The sequence below is a fragment of the Kiritimatiellia bacterium genome, from assembly GCA_025054615.1.
In the GTDB taxonomy this organism is placed as follows: Bacteria; Verrucomicrobiota; Kiritimatiellia; order CAIVKH01; family CAIVKH01; genus JANWZO01.
The window spans coordinates 1-25,901 of sequence record JANWZO010000027.1 but is presented as its reverse complement, the minus strand read 5'-3'; the positions used below and the strand labels follow the sequence as shown (position 1 = coordinate 25,901).

The 25,901-nt window shown below is 60.5% G+C and carries 21 protein-coding genes and 1 tRNA gene; 8 read left to right on the top strand and 14 right to left on the bottom strand.

Going from position 1 to position 25,901, the window contains the following annotated elements:
* The first annotated feature begins 610 nt into the window (after positions 1-610).
* Positions 611-1,930 (top strand): glycosyltransferase family 4 protein, encoded by a 1,320-nt coding sequence (locus tag NZ740_10080; protein MCS6772354.1) that lies wholly within the window; start codon positions 611-613, stop codon positions 1,928-1,930.
* A gap of 574 nt (positions 1,931-2,504) precedes the next feature.
* Here NZ740_10080 and NZ740_10075 read toward each other — a convergent pair.
* The 8 genes from NZ740_10075 to NZ740_10040 form a co-directional block, all read right to left on the bottom strand.
* Positions 2,505-4,169: an SGNH/GDSL hydrolase family protein gene (locus tag NZ740_10075; GenBank protein MCS6772353.1), complete on the bottom strand. Its 1,665-nt coding sequence runs from the start codon at positions 4,167-4,169 to the stop codon at positions 2,505-2,507.
* A 508-nt stretch (positions 4,170-4,677) separates the two neighbouring features.
* Positions 4,678-6,213, bottom strand: coding sequence for an FGGY family carbohydrate kinase (locus tag NZ740_10070; protein ID MCS6772352.1), 1,536 nt, complete (start codon positions 6,211-6,213; stop codon positions 4,678-4,680).
* 141 nt (positions 6,214-6,354) lie between these two features.
* Positions 6,355-6,441, bottom strand: a tRNA-Leu gene (locus NZ740_10065).
* Positions 6,442-6,501: 60 nt separating this feature from the next.
* Positions 6,502-6,996 (bottom strand): DUF2726 domain-containing protein, encoded by a 495-nt coding sequence (locus NZ740_10060; protein ID MCS6772351.1) that lies wholly within the window; start codon positions 6,994-6,996, stop codon positions 6,502-6,504.
* A 344-nt stretch (positions 6,997-7,340) separates the two neighbouring features.
* Positions 7,341-8,033: a hypothetical protein gene (locus NZ740_10055; protein ID MCS6772350.1), complete on the bottom strand. Its 693-nt coding sequence runs from the start codon at positions 8,031-8,033 to the stop codon at positions 7,341-7,343.
* Positions 8,034-8,081: 48 nt separating this feature from the next.
* Positions 8,082-9,125, bottom strand: a complete 1,044-nt coding sequence (floA, locus tag NZ740_10050; protein MCS6772349.1) for a flotillin-like protein FloA — start codon at positions 9,123-9,125, stop codon at positions 8,082-8,084.
* 39 nt (positions 9,126-9,164) lie between these two features.
* Positions 9,165-9,689 (bottom strand): hypothetical protein, encoded by a 525-nt coding sequence (locus NZ740_10045; GenBank protein MCS6772348.1) that lies wholly within the window; start codon positions 9,687-9,689, stop codon positions 9,165-9,167.
* Positions 9,686-11,125 carry a hypothetical protein gene (locus NZ740_10040; GenBank protein ID MCS6772347.1) on the bottom strand — a complete coding sequence of 480 codons (1,440 nt, stop codon included), beginning with the start codon at positions 11,123-11,125 and terminating at the stop codon, positions 9,686-9,688. Before NZ740_10040 ends, NZ740_10045 begins: the two co-directional genes overlap by 4 nt.
* Positions 11,126-11,209: 84 nt before the next feature.
* On the opposite strand from NZ740_10040, the gene NZ740_10035 reads away from it, so the two are divergent.
* Genes NZ740_10035 through NZ740_10020 form a run of 4 tightly spaced genes read left to right on the top strand, consistent with a single transcriptional unit; the run spans position 11,210 to position 14,264 of the window.
* Complete coding sequence (locus NZ740_10035) at positions 11,210-11,947, top strand: SDR family oxidoreductase (GenBank protein ID MCS6772346.1); 738 nt, start codon at positions 11,210-11,212, stop codon at positions 11,945-11,947.
* Positions 11,944-12,309 (top strand): dihydroneopterin aldolase, encoded by a 366-nt coding sequence (gene folB, locus NZ740_10030; GenBank protein MCS6772345.1) that lies wholly within the window; start codon positions 11,944-11,946, stop codon positions 12,307-12,309. Before NZ740_10035 ends, folB begins: the two co-directional genes overlap by 4 nt.
* Before the next feature lie 54 nt (positions 12,310-12,363).
* Positions 12,364-13,719 carry a 3-deoxy-D-manno-octulosonic acid transferase gene (locus tag NZ740_10025; GenBank protein ID MCS6772344.1) on the top strand — a complete coding sequence of 452 codons (1,356 nt, stop codon included), beginning with the start codon at positions 12,364-12,366 and terminating at the stop codon, positions 13,717-13,719.
* The gene (locus tag NZ740_10020; protein ID MCS6772343.1) at positions 13,716-14,264 is read left to right on the top strand and encodes an NUDIX hydrolase; all 549 of its coding nucleotides are present in this window, start codon (positions 13,716-13,718) and stop codon (positions 14,262-14,264) included. The genes NZ740_10025 and NZ740_10020 overlap by 4 nt, the downstream gene beginning before the upstream one ends.
* Here the strand turns inward: NZ740_10020 and NZ740_10015 are convergent.
* The 3 genes from NZ740_10015 to priA form a co-directional block, all read right to left on the bottom strand.
* Positions 14,251-14,766, bottom strand: coding sequence for a LysM peptidoglycan-binding domain-containing protein (locus NZ740_10015; protein MCS6772342.1), 516 nt, complete (start codon positions 14,764-14,766; stop codon positions 14,251-14,253). The two genes, NZ740_10020 and NZ740_10015, sit on opposite strands and share 14 nt — an antisense overlap.
* Positions 14,767-14,831: 65 nt before the next feature.
* Positions 14,832-15,251: a YlbF family regulator gene (locus NZ740_10010; GenBank protein ID MCS6772341.1), complete on the bottom strand. Its 420-nt coding sequence runs from the start codon at positions 15,249-15,251 to the stop codon at positions 14,832-14,834.
* A gap of 107 nt (positions 15,252-15,358) precedes the next feature.
* Entirely contained in the window at positions 15,359-17,575 is a 2,217-nt protein-coding gene (priA, locus tag NZ740_10005) for a primosomal protein N' (GenBank protein MCS6772340.1), read from the bottom strand.
* A gap of 103 nt (positions 17,576-17,678) precedes the next feature.
* Here priA and NZ740_10000 point away from each other — a divergent pair, with 103 nt between their 5' ends.
* Complete coding sequence (locus NZ740_10000) at positions 17,679-18,902, top strand: NAD(P)/FAD-dependent oxidoreductase (GenBank protein MCS6772339.1); 1,224 nt, start codon at positions 17,679-17,681, stop codon at positions 18,900-18,902.
* Positions 18,903-18,945: 43 nt separating this feature from the next.
* Here NZ740_10000 and NZ740_09995 read toward each other — a convergent pair whose 3' ends face one another.
* Positions 18,946-20,100, bottom strand: coding sequence for a branched-chain amino acid ABC transporter substrate-binding protein (locus tag NZ740_09995; GenBank protein MCS6772338.1), 1,155 nt, complete (start codon positions 20,098-20,100; stop codon positions 18,946-18,948).
* A 74-nt stretch (positions 20,101-20,174) separates the two neighbouring features.
* On the opposite strand from NZ740_09995, the gene NZ740_09990 reads away from it, so the two are divergent.
* Complete coding sequence (locus tag NZ740_09990) at positions 20,175-20,579, top strand: peptide chain release factor-like protein (GenBank protein MCS6772337.1); 405 nt, start codon at positions 20,175-20,177, stop codon at positions 20,577-20,579.
* Between the two features lie 391 nt (positions 20,580-20,970).
* Complete coding sequence (locus NZ740_09985; protein ID MCS6772336.1) at positions 20,971-22,068, top strand: hypothetical protein; 1,098 nt, start codon at positions 20,971-20,973, stop codon at positions 22,066-22,068.
* Between the two features lie 15 nt (positions 22,069-22,083).
* Here NZ740_09985 and rmuC read toward each other — a convergent pair whose 3' ends face one another.
* Entirely contained in the window at positions 22,084-23,487 is a 1,404-nt protein-coding gene (rmuC, locus tag NZ740_09980; protein MCS6772335.1) for a DNA recombination protein RmuC, read from the bottom strand.
* Between the two features lie 146 nt (positions 23,488-23,633).
* On the bottom strand, positions 23,634-25,094 hold the full coding sequence (guaB, locus tag NZ740_09975; protein ID MCS6772334.1) for an IMP dehydrogenase: 1,461 nt from the start codon (positions 25,092-25,094) through the stop codon (positions 23,634-23,636).
* Positions 25,095-25,901 lie beyond the last annotated feature (807 nt).

Sequence of the window (25,901 nt, the reverse complement as noted above, 5' to 3'; positions counted from 1 at the left end):
GAGAGGACCTAAAAGCCGAAAGGCAATTGAGACAACAGCTCGTCGGCGTCGGTCCACGCGTGGCACTGGTAAAACAAGTCCGAAAGGACCTAAGAGCCGAAAGGCAATTGAGACGGCACGTAGGGAGCCCGGCCGGATTGCAAGAAATCAAGCAGTCCGAAAGGACCTAAGAGCCGAAAGGCAATTGCACGATCCGCCACGCGGCGTGCGCCGGATGGCGGATTGGCCCTCGCTGGCGCTCGGGGACGCGCCCTTAGTGGGCGCGTCGTCTCCCGCATGGAGGATGGGGGTGATGTCGACGGGCACCGGAGACTCGCAGTGGTGATAGCCGGCGATGTCTTGAGTGGCGGTGTCGATCCGGAGTTCTGATCGAAATTTGTATGTTAGTCCCATTAGGTTGATTCGGGAGTTGTTGGTGGTGTGCAGTAAGCTGTTGGGAAGGTGAGGGCCATCGGCAACTGCTACTCTCGCGCCAGATCGCTTGAAATAGACTCGGGGCGTTGTTGAGGACGGGCCGGTCGTATGGCGCGTTCGGGCTTGTCGGGCACATCGTTTGGCTTTAATTTCGCCCCCGATGAGGAGGCTCTGGGGGGAGAGTGAATGAGGCCCGATGAAGTTGGTCGTTTTTGCGCATACGCCGCCGCCGCACCACGGACAGAGCTACATGGTGAAACTGATGATCGATGGGTTCGGCGGCGACCGGCGCGATTCCCGAGACCGCGAGTCCTCCGAGAGGCTTTCGAATCCGTACGGGATCGAATGCTATCACGTGAACGCGCGCCTGTCGCGCGACCTCGAAGACGTAGGCTCGACCCGTTTCGGCAAGCTGTTGCCCCTGCTGAAGTATTGCTGTGAGGCGATCTGGTGCCGATACAGGTATGGCGCGGCGACGCTTTACTTCGTGCCGGCGCCCGGCAAACGTTCCGCCCTGATGCGGGACTGGATCGTCATGGGGATTTGCCGCTTTTTCTTCAAAAAAATCGTTTTTCACTGGCACGCTGCCGGATTGGCTGAATGGCTTGAAAAAGAGGCATCTTGGTTGGCTCGCGCGCTAACGAAACGAGCATACCGGGGGGTCGACCTGAGTATCGTACTGGCCGAGTCCAATCGGCGAGATGCTGAAACACTCACGCCAAATCAAATCCGAGTGGTACCCAACGGGATTCCCGACCCGTGTCCTGATTTCGCGACGGCCGTGTTACCTCGCCGCCGGGCCCGCGCTCTCGCACGGGACCGATTGCTTTCGGGGGAGATGCCGACGGCCGAGGAGGCTCAAAAGGCGGGCGGCGATCCTCACATCTTCAAAGTGCTCTTTCTTGGACATTGCACGCGCGTGAAAGGGTTGTTCGACACGATGGATGCCGTCGAGTTGGCAAACTCGGAACTGGAAGAACGCCGATGTCCGATCCGTGTGCAACTGACTGTCGCCGGAGGTTTTATGCAGGCGCAGGAGCAGGCGGAGTTCGAAGCCCGTCTGGCATCGCAAAAGGAAGTCGCGCTGCCGGCGCCGGTTGTTGCCGCACTGACGGGGGGAGACGCCGGGATCCCGACTCCATGCGGCGCGGAAACTCGATTTTTGCAGTTCAAATATATTGGGTTCGTTTCGGGCGAGGCCAAGTCGGATGCCTTGCGCGAAGCTGATTGCCTGTGTTTTCCCACCTACTACGAAGCAGAAAGCTTTGGACTGGTGATCGTGGAGGCGATGGCCTTCGGAGTCTCGATCGTGGCTTCGAATTGGCGTTCCATCCCCGAGATTCTTCCACCTCAGTATACGGGTTTGGTGGAGCCGCGACAGCCCCAGCAACTGGCCGAAAAAATCATTCGCTCGCTAGCGGTCAACGACGCGGAGCTGCTGCGGGCCCGGTTCCTGGAACGTTTCACCTTGGAACAGTATCTAAAAGGCCTCGCGGACGCGATACGCAGTATTTAGGCGCCAGGATCTGTTTTCTTAAGTTCGCCGAGCTTAAAAATCCTTCCAGAGGATCGGCCTCGAAGATACAGCGAATGTGATTGAGTTTTATCGACATCTAACGAGATCAAAGTCCTGATACTGAATACTTAGAATTGAACGGTACGCTCTGTTCTTGTAGAAGGGCCATTTCTCGACCCGCCGCCCCCTTCGCCGTTTAATGGACAGGCCCTTGCTGGCGCGTGGGCCGCGCCAAGCAAGGAAGCGGATTCGTGGATTGCCGCGTGGGCTGACTCCTGGGGTTTCCGCTCTTTGGAACTATCCGCGTCGCGATGGCGGCGCTGCGGATGGCGTGAACCGGTTTCGGCGCATAGGAGCAAGTGCGCAGTGCGTCCGAGTCAGAGATCAGCCTCTGGAGCATGGTTTGGTTACATAAAGTTCTCCTTATGATGGGATCCATTATCTGCGCAGGACCCGGTAAGGAAATGTCGATAAACTGCATGTGGCTTTGAATCGGGCCCGGGGAACGATCCGGAAAGTTTTCTGCCCCGGGGTTCGTTCGACGCCGACATTGCAGGGGCCGAAATGGAAAAAGTCAGGATTTCGAGGGTTCGGGTATTCGGCTCGAATATTTATCCACAATGTCTCGGGCTTCGGCGTCATCGGGCCGCAATTCGAGAATTCTTCGTGCTGTTTGGACCGCTTCGCTCCATCGGCCGGCGGCCTTGTGCGACTGCAGGGTGAAGACGCGCCACTGGTATTCGTCCCGATCGTTTGCCGGCTGGAAACCCGACATGGCCTGCGCGGCGTCTGCGAGGCGGTTCATGTAGATATGCAACCGAAAGATTTGCAGGCAGACCCCCAGATCGGAAGGACGCATCGACAGGCATTTTTGCAATTTTCGAAGTTTGGTGTCGAAATCGCCGTCCGCTCCGCCCCACCGGCCCTCGCGAAACAGGCGCACGAATTCGAATTGCTCCTCGGCCTGACGAAGAATTTTTTCCGCCTCCGGGTGGGAACCGCCGGCAAGCTGGATGCAGGTTCTTGCGTGCCAGGCGGCTTCAAACACCTGCATGTCGTCGAGAAATTGTTCGGCCATAAGAAAGTGGTAGCGGTCAGAATTGACGATGAAGCGAATTCGACCTGCGAGTTCGGGTGCGATGGCGCAGGCCAGTTCCTCGGCCAGAAGCTGCTCGGCAAACTCCGTAATATGGATGGCGTCGCGGTAAAAGATCTCGATATCGGGTCCGAATTCGCCGGCTGCGTGGCGGGCCTGAATACGGTCCAGGACGGCGCTCGCGTCGAAGAGTTCCGCCCCTGGATTTCGTTCGACGACGCGGCGCTGGATGGCGGTATAGGTTTGGTGGATCGCCTTGTACCGCTCTTCCGGGTCATCTGGGAAACCGGCTTTTTTGTAGGCGAGCGCCGCGATGGGCGTTACGTCGGGCAGGGGACGGCGGTGCGAGGCGGGACGGGTGAAAACCATTACTCGGGCGCCGGCGTCGCGTGCCATTCTAACCATTTTTTCTAGGTTGGACTCGAACTGGTCGGGCGGGACGCGGAGCTGCGGCCAATCTGCATCCAGCTTTTCAAGGGCGAGTGACAGGGCCTGATACAGACGGAGAGAAGCGATCCAGCGGCGGAGCGGCACGTTGGTCGCGATATGGCCGTCGGTGGGCATCCATTTGTCTTTGCGGTGGTCGGGATAGCCATCGGACGCCACGCTGGCATCGTTCCAGCCATGGTAGATGATGACCAGGTCGGGCTTACGGGGAAGTCCCCAGCGTTCCAGGGCCATCAGGCTTTGGTGAGTCGAGTAGGCCGAGCAGGCGATGTTGAGCATTTCAAAGAAATGTGCGCCAACTGAAGCATTTAGGAGGCGCACGGTACGCTCGGGGTAGGGCCGGTTTGCGCCCTGGGTTGTCGATCCGCCCAGGAAGGCGATGCGATATTTCCCGGGTGGCTTTTCAAACGGAATTTCCGGTTTTCGAAACCCGTATCGGTCCGTCTGTAGGGTATCGGGCTGCGAAATCCACAAATAGCCGGGCGGCGAAAAGTGGGTCGGGATAAGATATTCCATGGTGCGGATGAATCCGGCGATCGTCGGCTTGAAGAGGACTTTCTCCCGAGGCTTATGCCTGAAGCCGGATGCTGCCAATACGAACTCCGAAATTCCCAGAAACAGAGCTGTCGCCAAGATGGCGAGGGCGATTCGCTGCAGCGCCCTGATGAATAGTGGTCGGGAATGGTTAGGAGCCATCGGTTGGCGTTCGACGAGCCGGGGAAAAGGTTTTGCGGTGGGGTCTCGAGGTGAAGAAGCGTCTGGCACGATTCGTAGAGATACGGAGGTCCGCAGTTGTTTTCAAATTCAGATAGAGGGGTGTCATGACCCGTTGAAAATGTCCTGTTGCGATCTCGATCGAAAGGAGCTCATAGCGAGAAGGGGCGGATGCGGTCGGCGTGGAAGCCGGCCCCTAGATGCGGATTAGGTCGGGGTGGAACCCGACCCTCCATATTAGGAATACGGGTTGGGATGGAACCCGACCCTCCAGGCGGGGAAAAGGTCGGCGTGGAACTCGACCCTCCAGCACACGCGTGTGAGCGAGCGTCGGATTTCGTGTGCGCGGACCTAAAGGCACGGGCCCGCTGCCAACCCGGTTTGATCGCACCGGCAAAAAGGTAATGCCTTCGCTAATTAGATTACCGGCCGGGTGTGTCGGTCATCAAGCGGCGCGACCCGCAGCGTTAGGCCTACGGATAGGCATCGGTCAGTCAGCCAGTGCGGCGTCCAGGTTGCTGACGATCTCGAGCAGCTTGCGGTGTTTCCGATAACCGACGGAATAGGCCGCGGCCGTATCCGGCTTGGGTTTGAATTCGATTGAATGGCCTGTGGAATGATCTTCCAGGAAGCTTGCCCACGTGCGGGTGTCGCCTTGCAGTCGAACGTCACGGTATTTGGCCAGTAGAGCGGCGCCCCACGCGCATCCTTCGGATGCGCTCTCCAAAATGGCAGCCGGGGTGTTCAAAACATCCGCGACGATCTGGCCGATCTCCGGAGTTCGAAGCAGCCCGCCCGAAAGGATCAGGCGGGTTCTCGGGAAGCCCTGGGCGTCTAGGGCTTCGATTCCATTTCGAAGGTTATAAAGCGTGGCGAGAAGAGCCGCTTTGGCGAGATTTCCCCGCGAAGCGTTGGCGGCGGTCAAACCGGCGAGGAGGGCGAGTCCGCCCCTTCCGACACCGAGGCCAGGTTCATCGTCGAGGAAGGGCAGCGCCGCGACGCCTCCGCAGTCCGGAGCGGCGTTGAGAAGCTCAGGCATGATGGCTCCGAAGCGGGCGGAACGCTTGTCCAGCGCAGAGCCGAGGAGGTCGATGACCGTGTTCAAAAAGGTCGTGCCGTTTCGAAGCCAGACCATGTTGATGGGCTTGCCGTCTGGAGCGCAGAAATGATCGATCGCGGCGTGAACGCCCTTGAAAGGCCGGTCGCCGACGGCGTTAGCGCAGATGGAGGTGCCAAGGCTCAGCGAGACCATACCGGCCTCGCCGATGAGCGACCCGGCGAGCGCGGCGGGCTGGTCGCCTTCGGCGGGGGCGACGGGAATGCCTTCCGGCAGTCCGGTGAGTCGCGCGCCGACGCTATTCAGGGCGCCTGCGTCCTCGCCCGCACGGAGGGGGATGGGCAGAAGTTTCTCGATGGGGGGCGCACCCGCCGGGGCGATTGACCGATAGGTCGCCAGCGCTTGCTGGGAGTAGTTGAGCGTCGCCTGATCGATCGGGAACATGCCCGCCGCGTCTCCGATGCCGAGCGTCCAACGGCCGGTCAGGCGATAAGCCAGCCAACCGCCGGGCGTGGTCAGGTGCGCGGCACGATTGGCGAGTTCGGGACGATTTCGAAGGGTCCACAGCCAGCGCGTCGCGGTCAGGCGTTTGGGCATTTTGACGTTTAGCGCCCGGGTCAGCTCGTGAGCCTCCGCCTCATTCCGGCTGTCGCACCAGAGACGCGCTGGACCGACTGAGCGGCCGGCTTCATCGGCGATGACCTCGCCGTGCATCTGCGCGGAGATGCCGATGGCGCGGACCCGCCAGCCGGGGTGCTTGCGGTCAAGCTCGCTCCGCAGCGAGGCCATGGCAGCCGACAGAGCCGCCTCCCAGTCTTCAGGGCGTTGCTCATAGCATCCGGCCGGCAGGCCGGGGAGCATTTCATAATGGCCATCGCCGGATGCGAGGACGCGCATGTCGCGGTCCGTAAAAACGGCGGTGAGACCCTGGGTGCCTGCGTCGATTCCGATGTATCCTTCCACGCTCATGGGAAACCTCCAGTAGGGACAACTAGCAGAATTCGCAGAGAGAGAAAAGGGAAGGCAAAAGATGTGGCCGCGCCTGGCGATCAAAACAACGGGCCGCTAACAGAAAGCAGATTCGATGCGGAGGTCGGTCTCGGATGGGATTGGTGCCGGAGGAGGGACTTGAACCCACACACCTTTTGAGGGTACCGGATTTTGAGTCCGGCGCGTCTGCCATTCCGCCACTCCGGCGCGAGCTCCGTTTATAGCGGAGAGCTCGTCAGCCCGTCAATCGTGCCAGCCTCGATAGGCCTACTGTTGTCTTTCCGCGGCTAAGAGTTGCGAACGGATCTGCTGTGTCGAATATCCTGAGCTTGCCGGGAAACGGATGACGGGGATTCCGGCCCCGGTCAGAATTCGGTCCACTGCCTCGTCTCGCGACTGCCGTGACGATTTGCGGTGGCTTCGGTCGTCCAGCTCTACGACGAACCGAATCGACATATCCGACGGGTCGACCGCAACGAAATCTACGTGTTTGTTCGCGATCACGTTGAAGGCGGCTTGCCACTGACCACGGTTATCGGCGCCTTTGATGCGGACCAGATCGGCTAAACGCACTTTGGAAAACAGTCGGAAACGCCCCGTGACCGACTCTTCAAGCGCCCGGAAAAAAGCCAGCTCGGCGGGCGTCATCAGGCTTTCCGCCTTTTCATAGATGGACTGAGCGTCTGGGATCCGCCTTCTTAGCCTTGCCTGCAGGAAGAGCGCCAACGCAAACAGGAGAATGAACAGAATTATGAGGATCAACAGGAGTCTCATCGATCTAAGATTAGTTGGATTCTTGAGTATTGCGAGTCTTTGCGAGCGGCGAGTCGTGGCGGTCGGACGGATCTTGTCACTTCCTTTTGACCTGGCAGCCGGTCCATCGATGTGACCTCTTGGTGCCCAACACCATCACGGAGGAGAACGGGCTAGCTGCCTCACCCGCGAGATCGCGGTTTCTTACACGCGCAGTCGGCGCCCGATCAGGTATGCCGGAACACACAAACCGCGCGCCGTCGAGGAGCTGAGTTCGTTAGGGAACGGCACTGGCGCGGTGACATGACAACGGGGGTGCTTCATGCGAGCGCTGTGTTTGGCCGAGAAGAGAGTCAAACGGGCCTGTCGAGCATGTTCAAGGCTCGGGGCGGATCGAGAATGAACTTGGTCAGCATTGCTCGCCGCAATGCGCGTTTGTTGCGAAGATCGCGGGCGGCGACAAGCGCTGGGCCTCGGGTCGCGCTCGGATTGAATGACAGAAGCCTCGACATTCCCTTGAAATGAAGCGACTTCATCCGCATCGACAGGCCGGGCGCATTTAGGGCGGAGCGAAGCAAAGTTCGACCCGACGTTTCATCCGGCTGCGATGTGGAGACGCCGGAGAGCGTCATTTGATTCCCTTCCAAATTCAGGGTCGATGGATATGAAGGGGCAGCCGGCGCTGTGACAGGGAAGGACATCACGGGCGGTGTAACGACAAGTGGAGGCGGTCGAAACTCCGGGGCGGCGGGGCGCGGGGGAGGAGGCGCCGGCTCGGCCGGTTCTGTTTCCACCTCCACTTCCTCGTATCTCTGCTCCGCGGTGGGAGGCGAAGGCCGGCCGGAAAGCTGTTCCAGCAGTTCCCGCAGCTCTTCATCGAGCGGGCTTGCTGGACTGGGGCGGGATGCGGGCGGAGGCCGGGGAGGGGCGCGCCGGCCTTCGCGCGCTTTCTGCAGGGTTTGAGCGATGCCCCAAATGATCAGGATCACGAGCCAGATCAGCTCTTCGATCCCGATCCCTGCGGCCAATGGCATGATGACGGGCATGGCATGGCCGGCGCGCCATTGTCCGCACGGCGCGCCGTCCGGAAAATATCAGGTGGATTTATCTTGCTTCCGATCCTTGTCGTCGCCTTCCGCGAGCGCCTCGCGCATGCTGGTATCGGCCATGATGTTCTGCATGCGATAGAAGTCCATCACGCCGAGATTGCCCTTGCGAAGCGCCTCGGCGAGGGCGAGCGGCACCTGCGCCTGGGCCTCGATCACCTTAGCCTGCATTTCCTGAACACGGGCGCGCATTTCCTGTTCGTAGGCGATCGCCATGGCACGTCGGCCTTCGGCCTCGGCCTGGCGAAGTTTCTTATCGGCCTCGGCGCGCTCGGTCTCGAGCAGGGCGCCGACGTTGGCGACCTCGCGAGCCCCGCTGACGCCCGCGACGCTCACATCGGCAATATCGATTGATACGATTTCAAACGCGGTTTGCGCGTCCAATCCGCTGTTCAACACCTTGCGCGAAATATGGTCGGGATTTTCGAGCACGTGTTTGTAGGTTTCCGACGAACCGATCGCGCTGACGATGCCCTGGCCGACGCGGGCGATGATCGTATCCTCCGTGGCGCCGCCCACGAGGCGGTCCAGATTGGCGCGGACCGTGACGCGCGCTTTAACGAGCAGGCGGATGCCGTCCTTGGCCACTGCATCGAGCATCGCAGTGCCCTTGCTCGGGTCCGGGCAGTCGATGACCTTGGGGTTGACGCTGGTGCGGACGGCATCATAGACATCTCGCCCAGCGAGATCGATCGCCGCCGCGCGCTGGAAGGTGAGGTCAATGCCGGCCTTATCCGCAGCGATCAGCGCATTGACTACCTGTTTGACATGGCCGCCAGCGAGGTAGTGGGCTTCGAGGGCGTCGGTATCGAGGTTGAGCCCGGCTTTGGCAAGCTGGATTCGTGCGTCCACGATGACCTTCGGTGGGACGCGCCTGAGCGTCATGGCGAGCAGAGTGAAGAAGCTGATGGGCGCTCCGGATGTCAGGGCGCGTATCCAGGTGCCGAGGAATGAAAAGAACAGGCCGACGAAGACGAGAACCGTCAGTGCGGCGATCACCAGCAGAATGGTCAAAAGAGTTGACATGGGCACTTCCTTTCGTTGGACGACCAATACATCGAGGGGCCGGCACTATACCGCTGAGCCTTTTTGTTCGCCACTGGATTTCGGCGGTGTGGCCTGAATCTCTCTAACAATTATCCGATTTCCTTCCACTTTGACGACCTTGACAGGGGTTCCGGCCGCGATGAACGCCGTTTCCGATAGTACATCCGTTCGTTTGCCGTCGATCAGCGCGATGCCCGCGCGGTGCAGATTCGAGAGCGCGACGCCTTCTTTTCCGATCAGCGGCGACGGTGTTAGGGAGATGCTCTTGAACGTGGACCCGTCTTTCTGAAGAGTGAGGATCTTTCCCATTTTGGTGTGTGGAAACAGTTTGATCCACGCTGCAAGAACCGCGGCGCTGAACAGGACGACGCAAAGCGCGGCCAGAAGTCCTCCCTGGGGTCCAAACGCCACGAAACCCATTCCGATGGCAATCAACAGGGAGAGGGCGCCGAATGCGCCGAGAATTCCTCCTGGAACAATAATTTCCAGGGCGATGAGGATCACGCCCATGGCGATGAAGGCGGTAAACAACTGGGTCGCAGATGTCATGACGAAACCTTTCCGACACCGACAGGTTCCACGACGATCCGATTTCCTTTCACTTCAACCACGCGCACACGCGCGCCGGCCTCCTCATATTCTCCGCGAGTTACGACGTCCACGCGTCGATCGCCGAATTCGGCCGCTCCAGCCGGGCGCAGTGGCGTGATCGCGATGCCTTCCGCCCCAAGCAGTGAGCGGTCAGCCAAATCACCCGTATAGCCCTGACTGGACGACGTGGATCGGTCCAGGATCAGCCAATGACCGGCCCGCGATTTCGGCAGCCATCGTCCGACGATCACACCTGCGAAAGCCGCCATCAAGATGCCGGATGATAGTTTAATCAACGGCCCCTGCAGATTTGGGAAATCGGGAAGCCACGATCCATCCGGCACTCGATCTGCCATCGCGCTCAGAAGGGAATACAGAACCAGAGTGATGCCGATTAAGCCTGGGAATCCGAATCCTGGCAGCAGGAAAATTTCCACGGCAATCAGAGCCACCCCGATTAGGAAAAGCACAACGTCTTCCATGCCGGCGAGCCCGGCGATGTGGTGGCCGTAAAAAAATAGGGCGAGCGATAGTAGGCCGAGCAACCCAGGCAGACCGAAACCCGGAGTTTTGAATTCGATGTACAGCCCCAGCAAACCCGCCATTAGCAAAAGGGGCGCCGCTGCAGCGATCCACCTCGCAATCCTCTCCGCGGACGTGACCTGCAGCTCGACAACCCGCGAGCCCGACAACCCAATTTGATCCAGCAGCGTTGGGATATCCTTCACTGTCCCTCTGGAAAGCAGTTTGCGGCGCGATTCCGGAGGTCCGACCTCGCGTTCGGCTTCCACGTTCGTGAGGGTCAGCAACTGGCCCTTGGGGCTGATGACCTCGTCACCGATCTTGTATTCGATTTCACGGCGAACCATGGCTTCGGCGAGTTGTGGGTCGTGGCCGGCTTCCTGCGCGGCCGCGCGGATCAACGCGGCCACGGCTGACACTGTCTTTTCCTCGAGCGCCGCCGGCATTTCCTGGGGACCGCCCGTCGGCGTCATCATGATCGGCATGGCGTCACCGATCACGCTGCCGGGCGCCATGTAAATGTGTTTGGTTGAAAGCGCGATGATCGCTCCGGCGGAGATGGCATTTCGTTCCACAAACGTGTAGGTCGGAACTCTCGCGCGCTGCATCAGGCGCACGATGTCCGTGGCGGCATCCAGTCGGCCGCCGGGCGTGTCCATCCTGAGGATCAATGCGGACGCCTGCTCTCGTTCGGCTTCGATGATCCCTCTGCGAATCACATAAACCAGCGCCGGTTCGATCATGCCCTCAACCGGGATCACGTACACCGGGCCGCTAGCGGGGCGGGGCTCCGGTTGATCCTCGGCGCGAGCTAACGGGAATGCCGCGCAGGCGAGCAGGGCCAGCCAAAAGGTAGTTCGCATTTGAAGCATGGACACGATTATAATCCGACAAGCGGCAAAAGCCATTTCGCTGTTTTTCGGTAATCCTTGCATAAAAACTTCGATACCAAATTGATGAAAGCTTCGCCTCCTCCGACCGTTCTGGTGACCGGCGGCGCGGTCCGCATCGGGCGATCCATCTGCCGGGCCTTTGCGTCGGCCGGTTACAGGGTGGTGGTCCATTACAACGCCTCTTCTGACGCTGCGCGCGCCTGTTGCCGCGAACTCGAAAACTTGGGGACAAAGGCGTGGCGCGTGCGCGCAAATCTTGCCTCGGAGACCGGCTGCCGCAAATTGATCAACCGCGCTTTTGAGCTCGCCGGAACGATTCATGTTTTGGTCAATAATGCCGCAGTATTCAATGCCTGCCCGTTATCCGCTGTGGATGCGGCAGCGCTGCGACGGGAATTTGCCGTGAATCTGTTTGCTCCCATCCTGTTGACCCGATTTTTCGCAGAACGATGCTCGAGGGGCTGTGTTGTGAATTTGCTCGATCGGCGGATTGCCGCGATGGACCCGGCGCGAATTCCCTATGTGTTGACAAAAAAAGGGCTCGCCGAATTCACCCGGTCCGCAGCGCTGGCGCTGGCGCCGCGGATCCGCGTCAACGCGGTTGCGCCGGGGCCCGTACTGCCGCCGCCGGGTCAGGGCGAGGATTATCTCAGGGCGCGAGCGGGTAAAATCCCAACTGCCGCGCCGATCTCACCGGATGAGGTTGGACGCGCGGTCCTGTATCTGGCGGAGAGTCCGTCGATCACCGGTCAGGTCCTGTTCGTGGACGGCGGCCAGCATTTGCTGGGGGAGGGCGTATGAGCATGGACCGAATCTACATCCGCGACCTCATGATTCGGTGCATCATTGGTGTGTATCCGGAAGAGCGCAGGGACAAGCAGGACGTCATCATCAATGTCGAGCTTGCGGGTGATTTTTCGAAGGCGGGCCTCACAGATAATCTCGCGGATGCGGTGGATTACAAACAGATCAAGAAGAACATCGTCGGCCTGGTTGAGAAGAGTTCCTTCAATCTCATCGAGACCCTCGCCGAACGCATCGCGGCCATCTGCTTGGATCATCCACGCGTGGTCGAAGCGAAAGTGACGGTTGACAAGCCCGGCGCGCTGCGTTTCGCGCGGAGCGTCGCGTTCGAAATCACCCGCCGAAAGCCTCAGGCGTGATGCGGATCCCTTACCGGGACGCCCGCTTGAACATCGCCCCTGAGCATTGTCGGATTGACAGAATCCCATCGAGTCACGACGTTGAACGCTGTGATGGTGTGGTTCCTCTACAACATCCTCTTTGTCATCGGCTTTGCATTGATGCTGCCCAGATTTCTCGCGAGGATGGTGAGACGCGGCGGCTATTGGAAAAATTTCGAGCAGCGCCTGGCCCGTTATGGAAGCGATCTGCAGTCGCGGCTGGCCCAAATTCAGCCTATTTGGATCCACGCGGTCAGCGTTGGTGAGCTGTTTGTTGCTTTCAAAATGATCGAGCAGTGGCGGGCACGCCGGCCGGAGCTCCGATTTGTCCTCTCCACGACGACGTCGACAGGATACGCCCTCGCGTCGCGCCGCATTCATCCCGAGGATGTGCTTATCTACTTCCCCTTGGACCTGCCTCCCATCGTCAACCGCGCGTTGACGGCGATTCGACCCCGCGCGCTGATCCTGGTTGAAATCGAACTTTGGCCCAACTTGATCCGCTTGGCCCATGGACGGGCGATTCCGATAGCGCTCGTCAACGCGAGATTGTCCGATCGCTCTTTCAAGGGCTACCGCTTGCTCCGCTTCTTCTCTCGGCGCCTCCTGCCGATGATCGATCTGTTTTGCGCGCAGACTCGGATGGACGCCGATCGCCTAATTGCGTTGGGCGCACCCCGGCACCGGATCGCAGTGCTGGGTTCCGCCAAATACGACGTGGCATCTGTTGACCCGGCATCCGGATCGCGCGCGCGAGAGATCCTCGCGCGGGCCGGCATTACGGAAAACCACATGATTCTGCTCGGCGGCTCGACGTGGCCCGGCGAGGAAGACGCGCTTTTGGATGTTTATAAAAGCCTCAAGACCCGGCACCGGAACCTCGTTCTGGTCCTTGCACCGCGCCATGTCGAGCGGGCCGAGGACATTATTCGGGCCATTCGCAGCCACGCCCTGTCTTTTGTCAGGCGTTCCCAGCTCGAGGCAGAGGTGTCGCGCGGCGCTCCGCAGGTCTTCCTGCTGGATACCACCGGTGAACTGAAGGATCTCTATGCCTGCGCGGACGTGATTTTTATCGGCAAGAGCCTCACCCAGCATGGCGGGCAGAATCCCATCGAGCCCGCCGCGTTCGGAAAAGCGATCCTCTGCGGACCGAACATGGAGAATTTCCGCGGCGTCGTGGAGGACTTCCGCCAGGCCGATGCGATTGTGCAGGTCAACGATCTGCAAAGTCTCCGGCGTGTCTGTTCGGAGCTGCTTTCGAACCCGCAGCGGCGTCGGATGCTGGGGGAACGCGCAGCCCGGGTGGTAGCTGAAAAACGGGGTGCCATTGACCACACCATCGACCTACTCGAGACGCTTCTCGAGAACGAACCGGGAGACGACCTATGACTGCCCCGCAGGATCGCTCACCGCGCACCGTGCTGTGTGAGGGAAAATGGCTCCGGTTTGTCTCCGAATCCGGTTGGGAATATGTCGAACACCGCCGCGTCCGCGGCGTCGTAATCGTGATCGCGCGAACTCCGGAGGATCGCTTGGTTCTGGTTGACCAGTACCGTGTTCCTCTGAAAAGGCGAGTTCTGGAACTCCCCGCCGGCCTGGTGGGCGATGGCGCCGCGTCCGACGATGAGGCGTTTGCCGACGCGGCGCGTCGCGAGTTGCTGGAAGAAACAGGATATTGGGCGGGGCGGATCGAGTTCCTTTTCGATGGGCCGATGTCGCCGGGCCGATCCCCCGATTTTTATTCGTTCTTTCTCGCGGAGAATCTCGAGAAACGGGGCAGAGGTGGCGGTGATGGAACGGAGGACATCCGTGTGGAGGAAATGCCCCTTGACGGCGCAGAAGGTTGGCTCGACGCCCGCCGCAAAGCCGGCGAGCTCATCGATCCGAAAATTTACATCGCCCTATACTTCTTGACCCGCGTCAGGGCAGGTTGATGACCTGGCCGACCTTCAGGCGATTCGGGTTGATGCCCGGGTTAGCCTTGAGAATGGCGTCCAGCGTCGTGCCATTTTCCCGTGCGACCTTGGCGAGCACGTCGCCTGCTCGAATGGTGTAGGTGCGGCCGGACGATGCCGAGGTCGCCGCCGAAGGAGCTTGGTTTGCCGCTTCACCGGTTTGTTGAGGTGCTGAAACAGTCGCCGCTGGCGGTCTCGCTGTTTTGAGCTCCTGCCGGATCGTATTCAACTGGTCCGCCAGGCTCTGAAGCGCGGTTTTCGTGTTGTGGTGTAACCCGCGGATTTGGCCGCTCAACTCTTCCGTCGAACCCGAGAGCCTCTGAACCTTCTGTTCGAGTTCGGAAATGCGGCTGTCAAAGTCGCTCATTGAACCACGCCCGCTGTAGGCCACGTAAATCGCGATCGCGCCCAGCAAGATGCCCAAGATGGCGAGTCCAAGAGAAACGGCAGAATTCGAAGATCGACTTTCAACGAGGTTCATGAGCGTCCACTATGCGGACCGGCCGACTTTGATCAAGCGAGAAATGAGAACGCCGAAAATGGGAATCAGTGGCAGCCGCAGGAGGGTCCGCAACCGCCATGCCCGAAGTCGTCGTCGGTCGGTAATCGGCCCAATTCAAAGGTCTTGCGCACGTATGCGGCGACGGTTTGCTCCACCTTGTGCATCGCGCGCTGTGCATCGATGAATCGTTGGGCGAGGGGATTCCGAAGAAAATCGTTCTCTTCGCGTTCAAACTCCGCAATATCCTCATCCGTGATGGGAAGCCCGCTTTCCTGTTTTTCGTGCAATTCGTCCTGGAGGTCGCATAGCCGCTGATACTGCAATCGCATCGACTCATTGGAAAGAAAGTCGAGGATCGTCTGCCGAATCTGCTGATAGGCCGGCTGGTCCAGAATGGTCTGGCAGAGCTCCTTGGTCTTCTGGATCACGGGTGTCTCATCTTGTTGAATGACAATGGGTTTCATATTTCTCCTGTCAAAGAGTATCGCATACAGCTTTGAATGATGTAAGAAACTACCACGCCGATCGAAATAATCAAATTGTAGGTAGCGCGTTCGATAACTTGAGGGCTTTACAGAACGGAAATCGCGTCCACGTCCACTGACCAGGAGACCCCCTTGGGCCACTTGAAGTCGGCAAGGGCCTTTCGCAAGGGCTTTGTGACGGCTCGGGCAGACGGCGCTCGAAATACAATGTGATATCGGAATTCGCCCTTGGCCCGGGCGAGCGGCGCAGGGGCAGGCCCACCTGTCTTGATCGGCGTATCGACATACTCTAGGAAGCGCTTCAGGAATTGTTCGCCAACGAGTTTGACCGCTTCCTCATGAGGGCCGCAGAGCGTCATCAGGACTAGTCGGGTGAACGGGGGATACTCAAGCTCGCGCCGAAATTCCAATTCCTCGGCGATGAAGCCGTCGAAATCGAGCCGCCGCGCTGCTTGAATGGCCGGATGGAATGGGGTGAACGTTTGCACAATGACCTCGCCGGCACGTTCGCCGCGTCCTGCACGGCCGGCCACCTGCGTCAGCAGTTGGAAGGTCCTCTCCCCGGCCCGGAAATCGGGCAGGTGCAGGCTGAGATCGGCATTTACCACGCCCACGAGAGTCACACCGGGGAAGTCGAGTCCCTTCGCGATCATCTGGGTGCCCAGCAGAATGTCGATCTGGCCGGCGCGAAAGGACCCGAGAGTCGTTCGGTAAGCGTCCTTGCGGGTCATTGTGTCAGAGTCCATCCGCGCGATTCGCGCGTGGGGAAAGACCTTGCGAAGCGCCTCTTCCACCCGTTGGGTGCCCATCCCGAAGAACTTATAGCCCGGGTCAGCGCATGACGGGTTGGGGCATCGATCGGGAACGGGTTGTTGCAGTCCGCAGATATGGCAGATAAGCCGTTCCGTCGTCTTGTGATAGGTCATGTTCACGCTGCAGTGCGGGCAATGCGAGGACGTGCCGCATCGGATGCAGACAAGCGAGGTCGCGAAGCCGCGCCGATTCAGAAAAAGAATGGTTTGTTCGCCCCTGTCGAGCCGTGCGCGGATCGCATCGCGCAGGTCGCGAGAAAGGACGTTTAGCCGGCCCTCTTTTTCGATTTCCTGGCGCATGTCGACGATGCGCATCGCCGGCATGTCCCGATGGTCGACGCGCGCCGGCATGCGGACGAGTTGATATTTGCCGATCTGAGCGTTGTATATCGATTCGATCGAGGGGGTCGCCGAGCCCAGGACAACAGCGCAGCCTTCCATTTTGCCCCGCATGACAGCCACGTCCCGCGCGTGGTAGCGAGGCGCCTCCTCCTGTTTATAGCTGTGCTCGTGCTCCTCGTCGACGACGATCAGCCCCAAGTTTCGCACGGGTGCGAATACCGCCGAGCGAGGCCCAATTGCAATCCTCGCCTCCCCGTCATGAAGCCGGTGCCACTCATCATGGCGTTCGCCGGCTGACAACTCGCTATGCAAAACCGCCACTGTGTCGCCAAACCGCGCGCGAAAGCGATCGACCGTCTGCGGAGTCAGGGAAATTTCCGGCACCAGGACGATGCAGCCGCCGCCCCGCTTGAGGACAAGGTCGATTGCCTGTAGATAAACCTCGGTTTTGCCGCTTCCTGTCACGCCGTGGAGCAACACGACTGGCGGCTCGCGTCGTTCTACGCTCCGGCGAATGACCTCGAGGGCCGCCGCCTGCTGCTCCATCAGTTGGGGCGGTTGCGTCGGCACCACGATATGACGCGCATCCGCCCGTCGGCGAAGAACCCGCTTGCCGATCGTGATGAAGCCGCGGGCGGCTAGGGCTCGGACTGTCGAGGAGGAGGCATTGGCCCTGACGAGCAGTTCGGGCAGCGGCACCGGCTCTGTGGCCAGCGCATCGAGGATCCGGCCCTGTGCGGGCGCACGCCTTCGGAGCTCTGCCACGGCCAGGGCATCGCGGCCTTTTTCTGAAAGCGCGACTACGGAGATTTCCTTGAACCGGGCACCGGTTTGCCGAACAGCGCTGGGCAGAACGGAACGGATCGCCAGCTCGACAGGTGCCGCGTAATAGTCTGCAATCCATCGGGCCAGATTCATCAGGTTGGGCTCAATGAGCGGCTTGGTCCCAATCGGCTTATGGATCGGCTTGAGGTCGGGAAATTCCGAAGAGTCAGCGAAACCTACGATATAGCCGCTCGCCGTCCGGCGGCCAAGCGGGACGATAACTCGCATTCCCGGCTCCAGCCGCCCGTCAAGCTCGTCCGGCACGAGGTAGTCGAATTCCCGGTCCAGCGCCAGGTCGAGAACCACACGCGCAATCTTCGGCATGGGAAGAATCTGCCCAACCGGCCGGCGTCACGTCCACCCTCAATCGCCGCCAGTCCCGTGCAGTGCGCCTGCCAACGGAGTAGCAAACGTGCTATAGGAAGGTATGACTTTGCGCATCGCTATCGCGGGCGGCGGTGCTGCCGGCTTCTTTGCCGCGATCCGCGCGGCGGAAGAGAATCGCCGGGCCGAAGTCCTTCTTTTCGAGCGGAGCCCTGAGCCCCTAGCCAAGGTCGCCATTTCGGGGGGAGGGCGCTGCAATGTGACGCATCATTGTTTCGACATCGACCGGCTGGTGCAGCACTATCCCCGCGGTGCTAGGGAATTGATCGGCCCGTTTCACCGGTTCCAGCCCAAGGATACCGTCGAGTGGTTCGAATCGCGCGGTGTTAGGCTCAAAGTGGAGCCCGACGGCCGGATCTTTCCGGTTTCCGACCGGTCGGCTTCCATCGTTCAGTGCCTGCTGCGCGAGGCGGAGCGGTTGGGCGTGCAGCTTTTTCTCGGCACGCCGGTGGAATCTGTTCGCTCGTTTCCCGGCGGCGGATTCGAACTGGACCTGCAGCGGGGTCAGCGCGTGCAGGCGGACCGCGTCCTGCTGGCGACTGGCGGCAACAGGGCAACGGCCGGATACCGCCTCGCCGCCTCGCTCGGCCATACCATCGTGGAGCCCGTGCCTTCGTTGTTCTCGTTCCATATTCCCGATTCGTCGCTTCACCGACTTTCGGGCATCTCTGTTCCGGACGCTCGGATCTCCGCTGAAGGGCCCGTCCCGGAACAGGCGGGGCCGCTGTTGGTTACACACTGGGGCATCAGCGGGCCCGCTGTTCTCAAGCTCTCAGCGTGGGGCGCCCGGGCCTTCGCCGCCTGCGACTATTGCACGACGCTAAACGTCTGTTGGCAGTCCGACGGCCGGGGCCGGAGGCGCGAAGCCATCGCGGAAGAGCGCAGACGGCATCCCGCGCGTTCATTGGTCGCGCGGCCCTTGATCCGCGTTCCCGCACGGCTGTGGGAATGGATTCTCGAACGCGCAAATATTCCGGGCGATCGGATGTGGAGCCACCTCTCCAACGCGGAGGCCAATCGGCTCGCGGACGCCTGCGACCGAATGTCGCTCGAGACCGCGGGCAAGAGCCTTTTCAAGGACGAGTTCGTCACCTGTGGCGGAGTGAGTCTCAAAGAGGTCGATTTCCGAACTATGCAGAGCAAATGCTGTCCGGGACTCTATTTCGCCGGCGAGCTGCTCGATATCGATGCCCTCACGGGCGGATTCAACCTACAGGCCGCGTGGACAACCGGCTGGATTGCCGGCGAAGCCATGGCCCGTGGCTGACTCACCACGGGCGCAGGGCCGGTCCTCATCAATGGACCGCGCGTTAATTCGCCGTCGGTGGAGCAGAGGAGATGGATTTGACCGGCGTCCCGGGGTATTTCGCCTCGGCGAAGTGAATCACCCAGTAATCAGCGGAGACACGGTCCCCGTTCTGGTTGAACGCGATCGGTCCCGTGATCCCGTCGATGTTCACATTTCGTACGGCTTCGGAAATCTGAGCCCTCGACGGGCGGCGTCCGCCGTTTTGATCAATCGCTGCCTCGATGCCCGCGAGAATGACCCGAGCCGCATCATATGCGTACAGCGCGAAGGCCTCGGGCGGCCGTCCGAAGCGGGCCGTAAACCGTTCGGCAAACTCCTTGGCCGCAGGATATTTGTCCACCGGACCCGCGACCGACGTGTAGTATGCGCCCGCTGCGGCGTTCTGGGCGATATCGACGAAGGCCGATGAATCAAGCCCGTCGGGACCCATAAAGATGGCGTCGATTCTCCGCTCGCGCATCTGCTTGAGCAACACGCCGCCCTGGTCGTAGATGCCGCCAAAATACACAAGGTCCGGCTTGAGCGCGCGCATCTGCAGGATCAACGACTGGAAATTGGTCTTCTCTTCCGTTCCGATGAAGCCGACGATCTCGCCCCCAAGCGCCACCACCCGCTCCCGGAACGCCTGCGCAATGCCCTGTCCGTAGGCCGTCTTGTCATGAATCACCAAAATTCGTTTCGCTTTCAAATCGTTCACCGCGAACTCGGCGCCCACCGGCCCCTGCACGTCATCGCGACCGCAGACGCGGTTGACGTTCTTCAATCCGCGCTCCGTGACGCGGGGATTCGTGCTGCCGGGCGAAACCATCACAAGGTTCCCATCCTTGTAGACCTCGGACGCCGGAATGCTGACCCCCGAATTGAAGTGCCCGACAACCGCCAGGACGTCCGGGTCGTTGACCAGCCGGCGGGCAACCGCCACCCCGACATCGGGCATGGCCTGATCGTCCTGCGGTGTGAACTGAAGGTCGAAGCCCTTTTCCCGAAACCGCGGCTGCGCCTCCTCAATCGCCAGTTGAACCCCCAGCTTCACCATTTCGCCCATGCTCGCCTGAGGCCCGGACAGCATGCTGCAGGAGGCGACCTTGATCACTTCGGCCTGCGCCGAAAGCCACCCGCAAACCAGGATAAAAACGATCGAAAGAGTCGATTTCATAGCGTTTGATATGGCCTCTCGGCTTGGGATTGTCAACCCGCTCCTGAAAGCCCGAAACTCGGGCAAAAACTCTCATGACTTCGCGGAAAAAGTGGATGGATGTTCTCGAGCGCCTGGCGTCGCTGGGCGTCCGCGAGGCGGATTTGGAAGAACGGTTCATTCGAGCGCCTGGACCTGGCGGCCAAAAGGTGAACAAGTCCTCTTCCGCGGTCCACCTGATCCACAAGCCGTCTGGAACGGAAATCAAGGTGGCCCGCGAACGCTCGCAGGCCCTCAATCGGCTCCTCGCCCGCATTGAGCTTTGCAACCGGTTGGAGACCGCACTCCGCGAATCGCTCGCCGCGCATCGGCAGGCGGTCGAAAAAGCGAGGCGCCAAGCGCGCCAAAAATCCCGCGCTCAGAAAAAACAGATGGTGGAGGAAAAGCGCCGCCGCTCGGACGTGAAAGCCAAACGCCGCCGAGTGACGGACTTCGACTGACAACACGCGCGAACCGTCGTCCGCGCAGCCTCTAGCGACCTCAGTGGGAGTGGTGGCGCAGCGTTTAGCGTCGCAAGGAGGTCGACGCGTCCGAATTTCCATGGCATGGAAAAACGGCCCGAAAAATTTCCATGCGATGGAAAAACTGCCGGAAAAATTTCCATTCTATGGAAAAATTTTCGGGAAAATTTCCATAGCATGGAAAAATTTTCAGAAAAAATTCCATGCGATGGAAAAATTCGGCGCGGCTTCCATCGCATGGAATTTCCTCGCCCTGTGAAACGACGAGGGCCCAGCGGAGGGTTTGCGCTCGGTAGCCCCGTGCCGGCATTTCGCGAGGTCCCACAATAGCGTTGAAAACCGGGCCGCTCGCCGGCAGAACCTTGGCGAGATGAAGGCGCCCTCTCCGGTCGTGTATTACATTACGTCGCACGGGTTCGGGCACGGGGCGCGGTCGTGCGACATTTTGCGCGCCGTACGTGAGGCCGACGCGGAAGTTCCGCTGATCGTGGTGTCGGACCTTCCGGCGCCGTTTCTGGAGGCGCGGCTTGGAGGGCTTCGCTGTGCGTTTCGTCGCGCTCGCTTCGACGTCGGAATGGTCCAGATCGATTCGGTGCGCGTGGATGTGCCCGCAACGCTGGCGGCGTGTGTGGAGTGGCTGCGGCGGGCCGACGCGGTTCTGGCGGAGGAGCGGCGCTTTTTGCGGGAGAGCGGGGCGGCCGCCGTTGTTTGCGACATTCCGTCGATTCCTCTCGAGGCGGCGGCCCTCGAGGGCATCCCCGCGCTGGCGGCGGGGAATTTCGGGTGGGACTGGATCTACGAAGAGTTTGTTTCGCGCGACCCGGCTTGGGCGGAAATCGTTGCCCGTTTCCGGCGCGGGTATTCCCTGAGCAGCCTGTTGATGCGTATGCCGTTTGCGGAGCCTATGGCGGCGTTTCCGCGGCGCGTGGAGATCGGCGTCACCGCGCGGCCAGGTACCCCGCGGCGGAGGGAGCTGGCTTCGCTGACCGGCGCGGACCCCTCGAAGCGGTGGGTGCTTTTGTCGTTCGCCGAGTTGGCGTGGGAAGAGGCCGCGTTGCGCGCGGTGAGCCGTCTGGTCGACTGGGAGTTTTTCACCGTTCTGCCCCTCCGATGGGACGGGCCTAATTTTCGGGCTGTCGACCGGCGCGCGGTTTCCTATGCGGATGTTCTGGCCAGTTGCGACGCGGTGTTGACGAAGCCGGGTTTTGGCGTGCTCTCCGACTGTGCGGTCAACGGGAAGCCTATCATCTACGTGGAACGAACGGACTTTCGCGAGTATCCGATCCTTGAGGCCGCGGTTCGGCAGTATTATCGCAGCGTCCATCTTCCCGCAGAACAGTTGTACCGCGGCGACCTTCGCAGTGCGTTAGAGGCGATTGAAACTGCACCAGAACCCGTAGCACGTGTTGCAACGGGCGGCGACCGGGCCGCCGCTGAAATCATCCTGAAGACGGCGGGACAGGGCTGATCTGCGTGGCCGAACCTAGGCGGGCGGCTCGAGGGATCGCGGGACCACTGTGAGGGTATTGGGATTCTCCAGTGTGCGCGACGAGGCCGCCCCGAGATCGCTCAATCGGCGGGCGGAGGGGATCAGCCGGGACTCAAACGAACTTACGGCCTGGTTGTAGGCTTCGACGGTGCTGCGGAGTTTTTGACCGGCGTTGTTGAGGTGATCGATGAAGATGGCGATGCGCTCGTGGAGCTGTCGGCCGAGTTCGCAAATCTCCTTCGCATTTTGCTCGGCGCTCGCCTGGCGCCATCCATAGGCGATGGCCTTGAGAAGGGCCAGGAATGACGCAGGCGTCGCGAGGATGACCTTCCGCATAAGCGCATATTCGATGAGGTCAGGCGCTTTCATAACCGCGGCGGACAGGAAGGCTTCGCCGGGCACGAACATCACGACGAATTCCGCGGAGTGCTCGTATTTTCCCCAGTATTCGCGGCTTGCGAGTTGGTCCACGTGCGCGCGCATCTGCTGGGCGTGCTGAACAAGGGCCCGTTCCCGCGCCTCTTCGGAATCGCTCTCGACGGAGGCGAGAAAGGCGGACATGGAGACCTTGGCGTCGACGATGACGGCGCGGTCATTGGGGAGACGGACCACTAGATCTGCTCGTGCGCGTTCGCCTTCTGCTTGTACGTGGACCTGCTCCTCAAAATCGACGTGCTGGGTCATGCCAGCCAATTCGACGACGCGCCGCAGCGTCAATTCGCCCCAGCGGCCGCGAGTCTGGGGAGTCTTCAGCGCATGGACCAGGTTGGCTGTTTCGCGTTGCAGCAGTTGATGGGCGGAGACGAGCTGATTGATCTGTTCGCGGAGGCCGGAGAAGGATTCCGCGCGGTTCTTTTCGAATTCGCGGAGGTTGGACTCCATTCTGGCGAGGGTCTCCGAGATGGGCCGGACGAGGGCGTCGATGGCGGCCTGGCGTTGGCTGATATCGCCCCGCGCGTCGGCGACAATCTTTTCGAGAGATGCGCGCGCCAGTTTGAGAAACTCGCCGGTGTTGGCAGCGAGAGTATCGCCCGCGAGGGCTTTGAAAGTGTCGGACAGTTTTGTCCGCGCGTCGTCCAGCAGGCTCCGTTCCGCCTCTAGGCGGGCCGCTGCCTCGCGGGCCTGCGTTTCGGCGCGGACGCGCGCCTGCAGTTCGGCGTCCAGACGGTTTCGCAGCTCTTCGAATTCGCGGCGGAGTGTGTCCAGTTGGCCCTGGAGCTGGCGTGCCTCGCCTTCCAGTGTGGCGGACTGTGTTTCAGCGTCTCGGGCGCGCCGGATCCATTCGTTGGTTTCATGGGATGCCGCGCGGCGGGCGGCGGCCCGGCCGAGCGACCACCCGGCGAGGAACGTTGCAGATGCGGCCAAAAGGAGGATGAGGAGGTCGGGGAGCATATTCATGTTCATGGGCGCAAGGCCGCGACGCGCGGCAACGCCGTGTAGCATATCCCGCCATTAGGCGCGCAAACGAGCAAAATCGCAGTTGCCGCGATGACTTTTATAAGTACGAGAAAAGGCCGTCCGCGCGGCGGAGATGCCGATGAAGGCTAGGTTCGGTAGTTCGGCGCCTCTTTGGTGATGGTGACATTGTGGGGATGGCCTTCGGCGATGCCAGCGGCGGTGATGCGGACGAACTTGCCGCGCGCGCGGAGCTCTTCAATCGTTCGGCACCCGCAGAATCCCATAGCCGCGCGCAGACCTCCGCAAAACTGGGTGAGGACCTGCTTCACAGTGCCAGCGTAAGGGACCATGCCCTCAATACCCTGAGGGACGAGGTCGTCGTCCGGCGTGTCTGCGATGCCGTAGCGTTCGCGGCTTCCGCGGTTGGTTTGCATGGCACCGAGGCTGCCCATGCCACGGTAGGCCACGTATTGGCGGCCCTGATAAATGATTTTTTCGCCCGGCGATTCCTCGGTGCCGGCGAGGCGCGACCCCATCATGACACTGTGCGCGCCGGCGACGATCGCCTTGGTGACATCGCCGGAGTAGCGAATTCCGCCGTCGGCGATAATCGGAATCGTTTCCTCGAGCGCCTCCGCGACCTGATAGATTGCGGTGATTTGCGGCACGCCCACGCCGGTGACCACGCGAGTGGTGCAGATGGAACCCGGGCCGATGCCCACCTTGACAGCGTCCGCGCCGGCGTCGCGAAGGGCAATGGCAGCGTCGCCCGTCACGATATTCCCCGCGATCACATCGATGTGGGGGTAGTGCTGCTTGATCCAGCGGGTCATCTCAAGGACCCCCTTGCTGTGGCCGTGTGCGGTATCAATGACCAGCACGTCCACATGTTCCTGCGCGAGGGCGGCGACGCGATCATGATCCGCCGGACCGACCGCCGCGCCGACGCGCAGCCGATATTCCGCGTCGCGGTTGTACAGCGGCTGGATGTTTTGAATGAGAGTGCTGACGTCCGAGAAACTGTAAAGGCCGACGAGCCGCCCATCTTCGACGAGCGGGAGTTTGCCGATTTTGTTTTTCACCATGATCTCATAGGCCTGTTCGAGCGTGGTGCCGCGGGGCGCCGTGATGAGTGCCGTGGTCATCACATCCCGAATGCGGGTCCGGGGATCCCGAACAAACTTGATGTCGGAGGAGGTCAGGATGCCGACGAGCCTCCCCTCGTCATTGAGGATCGGAAATCCGCTGAAGGCATAGCCTTTTTCCTTACGGGTCCGGTGGACGTCCTCGATGGTTTGCGAGTCGCGGAAAGTGACGGGCGAGACGATCAGGCCGTTCAGGTGGTGTTTGACGTCGCGTACGAGCGCGCTTTGCCGCTCGATCGTGAGATTCTTGTGGATGATCCCGATGCCGCCCAGCATGGCCATCGCAATCGCCATGCGGGACTCGGTGACCGTGTCCATGGCCGAGCTGAGGAACGGGATATTCAATTGGATATTCCGCGAGAGGCGCGTGGTCAGGTCGGCCTCCGCGGGCAGAAAATCGGCGTATTCCGCCACGAGCGACACGTCGTCGAACGTCAGGGCCTCGTGGGGAAAAGCCCGCATGAATTGGTCCAGATGCCGGTTGATGCTCATTTCGCGCCTCTTTGCCCGTTGCACGGTGTCTCGCAGCAGTTTCCGTGTCAATGGAAATTGCGCTTCAGCCGGTGCGCGAGTCATGGCGAGAGGAAAGTGATTTAAGGGAGTCTCGAGCAGAGTTTGGGAAGGGTCGGGCTTACGACGAAAATTCTGCGAGCGAATCTGGGCGTAAGGGAAAGAAGCGGTTTCAATGTGGCTTTGTCGCTATAGAATGATTGCTTGAGAGTCGAAACTGTGATTTCGAAGTCTGTCACGGATTTTGCGGATTCCCCGCTTGTTGATAATGTCGTGCATACAATCAATCGTGCCAAACCTGTTCCACCGGGTGCGCTCGAGCAGTTCGTGTGAGTCCGTGCCCGGAGTTTTTTTGCGGGACTGGCGTCCGGTTCGAACGCATCGTATTCGCAACCGAGGTCGGTACTAGATGGGCGAGTAGTCATTCACGATTTGTTGGTGGTGCAAGGCCCACTTCCTCAGGAGCGTAAGTGAGTCGGAATAAACGCTCCTAATTCGCATCATTCACCTAATTGAGAATCAGGTAACACAGGAGGATAGTTTTGGGGATTCTATCATCTGCATTCTGGAGAAAGCTCTTGCGTGTTAGTGTCGGGGCTATTCTTCGACATGAAGCGATCGCTGCAACAAGGATCCATTATAGCTGGAAGGTTGTTCCTGCTTGGGCAAGTACGTTTGGTTTCGGACCGTCGTATTCGTCCAACCGACAACGGGCTTTGGCGTTTGAGGAGAGCGGTGTTGTCATAGCTTTTCGTAATA

Bases quoted from the DNA above. Each gene is read 5' to 3' on its own strand.
- NZ740_10055 (MCS6772350.1), bottom strand. From the start codon at position 8,033: ATGCCCGTCATCATGCCATTGGCCGCAGGGATCGGGATCGAAGAGCTG.
- NZ740_10020 (MCS6772343.1), top strand. From the start codon at position 13,716: ATGACTGCCCCGCAGGATCGCTCACCGCGCACCGTGCTGTGTGAGGGA.
- priA (MCS6772340.1), bottom strand. From the start codon at position 17,575: ATGCCGAAGATTGCGCGTGTGGTTCTCGACCTGGCGCTGGACCGGGAA.
- NZ740_10070 (MCS6772352.1), bottom strand. From the start codon at position 6,213: ATGAGCGTGGAAGGATACATCGGAATCGACGCAGGCACCCAGGGTCTC.
- NZ740_09990 (MCS6772337.1), top strand. From the start codon at position 20,175: ATGACTTCGCGGAAAAAGTGGATGGATGTTCTCGAGCGCCTGGCGTCG.
- NZ740_10075 (MCS6772353.1), bottom strand. From the start codon at position 4,169: ATGGCTCCTAACCATTCCCGACCACTATTCATCAGGGCGCTGCAGCGA.
- NZ740_10080 (MCS6772354.1), top strand. From the start codon at position 611: ATGAAGTTGGTCGTTTTTGCGCATACGCCGCCGCCGCACCACGGACAG.
- NZ740_09995 (MCS6772338.1), bottom strand. From the start codon at position 20,100: ATGAAATCGACTCTTTCGATCGTTTTTATCCTGGTTTGCGGGTGGCTT.
- NZ740_10035 (MCS6772346.1), top strand. From the start codon at position 11,210: ATGAAAGCTTCGCCTCCTCCGACCGTTCTGGTGACCGGCGGCGCGGTC.
- NZ740_09985 (MCS6772336.1), top strand. From the start codon at position 20,971: ATGAAGGCGCCCTCTCCGGTCGTGTATTACATTACGTCGCACGGGTTC.
- NZ740_10000 (MCS6772339.1), top strand. From the start codon at position 17,679: ATGACTTTGCGCATCGCTATCGCGGGCGGCGGTGCTGCCGGCTTCTTT.
- NZ740_10010 (MCS6772341.1), bottom strand. From the start codon at position 15,251: ATGAAACCCATTGTCATTCAACAAGATGAGACACCCGTGATCCAGAAG.
- rmuC (MCS6772335.1), bottom strand. From the start codon at position 23,487: ATGAATATGCTCCCCGACCTCCTCATCCTCCTTTTGGCCGCATCTGCA.
- NZ740_10040 (MCS6772347.1), bottom strand. From the start codon at position 11,125: ATGCTTCAAATGCGAACTACCTTTTGGCTGGCCCTGCTCGCCTGCGCG.
- folB (MCS6772345.1), top strand. From the start codon at position 11,944: ATGAGCATGGACCGAATCTACATCCGCGACCTCATGATTCGGTGCATC.
- guaB (MCS6772334.1), bottom strand. From the start codon at position 25,094: ATGCGGGCTTTTCCCCACGAGGCCCTGACGTTCGACGACGTGTCGCTC.
- NZ740_10045 (MCS6772348.1), bottom strand. From the start codon at position 9,689: ATGACATCTGCGACCCAGTTGTTTACCGCCTTCATCGCCATGGGCGTG.
- NZ740_10015 (MCS6772342.1), bottom strand. From the start codon at position 14,766: ATGAACCTCGTTGAAAGTCGATCTTCGAATTCTGCCGTTTCTCTTGGA.